The sequence below is a fragment of the Pseudomonas edaphica genome (assembly GCF_005863185.1).
Classification (GTDB): Bacteria; Pseudomonadota; Gammaproteobacteria; order Pseudomonadales; family Pseudomonadaceae; genus Aquipseudomonas; species Aquipseudomonas edaphica.
This window is the reverse complement of sequence record NZ_VBVZ01000605.1, coordinates 1-3,666: the sequence shown is the minus strand read 5'-3', so window position 1 is coordinate 3,666 and position 3,666 is coordinate 1. Positions and strand designations below refer to the sequence as shown.

The following is a 3,666-nucleotide window of genomic DNA, read 5'->3' as shown; positions in this document are numbered from 1 at the left end:
CTGATACACCGCCATCGCGGGCAAGCCCGGCTCCCACATTGGATCTCCATCGGTTCGGGGATCGAGGTTGGTCCTACACGACCGTTGCGGGCGGACAGATCGCCGCTTATAGTTCGCCCCGTCGCTGAGAACAGCGATAGGGTTTCGCAGCCCTAACGATACGTGTGTAACCGAGCATCATGAATGCAACGAGGAGCGCTTCTGCGCCCGACGTTTACTTTATGGTGGCTGTGTGTGGGAGACCTTCGGGTCTGCCGGGTTCCTCGTATCCTCGGTCTGCGAACCCGCACACAGCTACCACCCATTCGTTTCGCAGCGATCGGCGGTAGTCCTTCTAGATACGAGGAATATTCACCATGACCGACCCATTACCGCCCCGCCGCTTCTACCCCTGCACCGAATCCGCCACCGATTCACCCGTGCTCTTGATCGACAGCGCCGCCCCACTGCCCGACCTCCACGCCTGCCTGCGCGAACGCCTCAACGCCGCCCTCGAACACCTCAACCTGATGGCCTGCTCCAGCCTCCCGGACTTCGCCGAGCGCGACCTGAATAACGTGGCCAATACCGCACGTATTCTGGTGCAGGACGTGAGCGACGTGTTCCGCGTCATTGAGCACCGAGGTTTCGATACCGCTGCCTGATCAAATCCCGGCCACAAAAAAGCCCGCATCGCTGCGGGCTTCTTTTTAAACGCTTAAGGCTCAGTTCACCTTGGCGTTCAACTCACCTTTCAGGTAACGCTGGTACATCGCTTCCAACGAGATCGGCTTGATCTTCGAAGCATTACCGGCAGTACCAAACGCTTCGTAGCGAGCGATACATACATCACGCATGGCCGTTACGGTAGCGCCGAAGAATTTACGTGGGTCAAATTCGCTCGGGTTGGTAGCCATCAGGCGACGCATTGCGCCGGTGGACGCCAGGCGAAGGTCGGTGTCGATGTTGACCTTGCGCACGCCGTACTTGATGCCTTCGACGATTTCTTCAACCGGCACGCCGTAGGTTTCTTTGATGTCGCCGCCGTACTGGTTGATGATCGCCAACCATTCTTGCGGGACCGAGGAAGAGCCGTGCATCACCAGGTGGGTGTTAGGGATGCGTTTGTGGATTTCCTTGATGCGGTCGATAGCCAGCACGTCACCGGTAGGTGGCTTGGTGAACTTGTAGGCGCCGTGGCTGGTGCCGATGGCGATGGCCAGGGCATCAACTTGGGTTTTCTTCACGAAGTCAGCGGCTTCTTCCGGGTCGGTCAGCATCTGGCTGTGATCCAGCACGCCTTCGGCGCCGATGCCGTCTTCTTCGCCGGCCATGCCGGTTTCCAGGGAACCCAGGCAGCCCAGCTCGCCTTCAACCGACACGCCACAGGCGTGAGCCATGGCCACGGTTTGCTGGGTTACGCGCACGTTGTACTCGTAGTCGGTTGGGGTCTTGCCGTCTTCGCCCAGGGAGCCGTCCATCATTACCGAGCTGAAACCCAGTTGGATGGAGCGCTGGCACACGTCAGGGCTGGTGCCGTGGTCCTGGTGCATGCACACCGGGATGTGCGGGAATTCTTCGATAGCGGCGAGGATCAGGTGACGCAGGAACGGGGCGCCAGCGTATTTGCGCGCACCGGCCGAAGCCTGGACGATCACGGGGGAGTCGGTCTTGTCAGCGGCTTCCATGATGGCGCGCATCTGCTCAAGGTTGTTGACGTTAAAGGCTGGGACGCCGTAGCCGAACTCGGCTGCGTGGTCCAGCATTTGACGCATGCTGATAAGTGCCATTGTGTTGTCTCTCCCGGTCGAGGGTCGTTAATCGTGCAAGCCTGCCGTAGCGGCGGCTGCTATTCAAGTTATTGCAGATCAAGGGGTTAAGCTTGAGCTGCTGAATCGTTATTGCAGTGTCCGGTTCGCACATAAGTGACTTTGGAACCGGATCAATGTGGGAGCTGGCTTGCCTGCGATGGGGGCAGATCAGACAACATTTGTTTTGCTGACCCACCGCAATCGCAGGCAAGCCAGCTCCCACATTTTGATCTCATTTATCTTGAGAACGTGTTCTTACTGGGCCTTACAGCCACGCCCAATCAAATCATCGGTGGCGACCCAGTAAACCAGGCCTTCCTCACCTTTTGTGTGAAACGCCAGCTGGCCGTCGCTGTACAGCACGCCCGAGGCGGCAACCTCTTGTTTAAGGCGATAAACCTGGTCCGAACCACCGAGGCGTACATCCACTTCGGAACGGGCCGCATTGGTAAAGCGCCAGTTGACCTCGGCCTTGCTGTCGCAGGTCCAGGTGGTCCATTTGTCTGCCGGTTCTGCGGCCTTGTTGAACATGTTCATGCTGCTGCAACCGGCCAACAAGGCCAGGGCTGCGAGGGCGAAAACGCCTTTCATTGCCACTCCTCGAACGACGACCCCAAGGGCCGCCACTGCTGTCGGTTAGTTGATCAGACCCGTCATGGGCAACCCTGTTCCTGACCGTTGGGCGCGGCGTCGTATTGCTCCAGCCGTTCATTGCCGATGCGTTTGTTGATCACCGGCATGGTTTCGGCCTGCCAATCGGCCTGGTAGCAGCTTTTTTTCGGCGCAGCCCCAGGCGCTTGCGCCTCGGGCGCAGCGCTTGGCGTGCTGCCGCAGCCGGCCAACAGGCCCGCTGCGATCACCAGTGCCAACGACTTGATCATGGGAATGCTCCTTTTCCGGATCACGAGCCTTAACCTTTGGCTCGGGTTTCCAGCACTTCAACGGCCGGCAACACTTTGCCTTCGACGAACTCGAGGAATGCGCCGCCACCGGTAGAAATGTAGGAGATCTGGTCAGCAACGCCATATTTATCGATGGCGGCCAGGGTGTCACCGCCGCCGGCGATGGAGAATGCCGAGCTTTCGGCAATCGCCTTGGCCAGCACTTTGGTGCCGTTACCGAACTGGTCGAACTCAAACACACCGACCGGGCCGTTCCACAGAATGGTCTGGGAGGCTTTCAGCAGTTGCGCAAAGTTAGCCGCCGTTTGTGGGCCGATATCCAGGATCATGTCGTCAGCCGCCACGTCAGCAATCAGCTTGACGGTGGCTTCGGCGCTTTCAGCGAATTCCTTGGCAACCACCACGTCCACCGGCAGCGGCACGCTGACTTTGGCGGCGATGGCGCGGGCAGTGTCGAGCAGGTCTGGCTCATACAGCGATTTTCCCACCGGGTGCCCGGCTGCGGCCAGGAAGGTGTTGGCGATGCCGCCGCCGACGATCAACTGGTTGCAGATCTGGCTGAGGCTGTTGAGCACGTCCAGCTTGGTCGACACTTTGGAGCCGGCCACGATGGCAGCCATCGGTTGTGCCGGAGCACCCAGCGCCTTGCCCAATGCATCCAGCTCAGCAGCCAGCAATGGGCCAGCCGCGGCAACTTTAGCGAACTTGGCCACGCCGTGGGTCGAGCCTTCGGCGCGGTGCGCGGTGCCGAAAGCGTCCATCACAAACACGTCGCACAGGGCCGCGTATTGCTGGGCCAGTTCGTCGCTGTTCTTTTTCTCGCCTTTGTTAAAGCGCACGTTTTCGAACAGCACGATATCGCCAGGCGCAACAGAGACGCCGCCCAGGTAGTCGGCTACCAGCGGCACGTCGCGGCCCAGGGCCTTGCTCAGGGAGTCGGCTACAGGCTGGAGGCTGTTTTCGGGGCTTAACTC

General features: G+C 59.7%; 5 protein-coding genes. 1 reads left to right on the top strand and 4 read right to left on the bottom strand.

The annotated features are described in order from the left end of the window. Positions 1-356: 356 nt before the first annotated feature. Positions 357-644 (top strand): hypothetical protein, encoded by a 288-nt coding sequence (locus tag FEM54_RS27450; protein WP_017139393.1) that lies wholly within the window; start codon positions 357-359, stop codon positions 642-644. 60 nt (positions 645-704) lie between these two features. Here the strand turns inward: FEM54_RS27450 and fba are convergent, their stop codons facing one another. From fba to FEM54_RS27430, 4 genes are all read right to left on the bottom strand, one after another. After that, positions 705-1,769, bottom strand: coding sequence for a class II fructose-bisphosphate aldolase (gene fba, locus FEM54_RS27445; RefSeq protein WP_003177554.1), 1,065 nt, complete (start codon positions 1,767-1,769; stop codon positions 705-707). Positions 1,770-2,045: 276 nt separating this feature from the next. Beyond that, complete coding sequence (locus FEM54_RS27440; protein WP_099550365.1) at positions 2,046-2,381, bottom strand: MliC family protein; 336 nt, start codon at positions 2,379-2,381, stop codon at positions 2,046-2,048. Between the two features lie 62 nt (positions 2,382-2,443). Further along, positions 2,444-2,671: a hypothetical protein gene (locus FEM54_RS27435; RefSeq protein WP_056857743.1), complete on the bottom strand. Its 228-nt coding sequence runs from the start codon at positions 2,669-2,671 to the stop codon at positions 2,444-2,446. Positions 2,672-2,700: 29 nt separating this feature from the next. Continuing rightward, the coding region (locus FEM54_RS27430; RefSeq protein ID WP_138453737.1) for a phosphoglycerate kinase at positions 2,701-3,666 on the bottom strand (966 nt) is incomplete at its 5' end.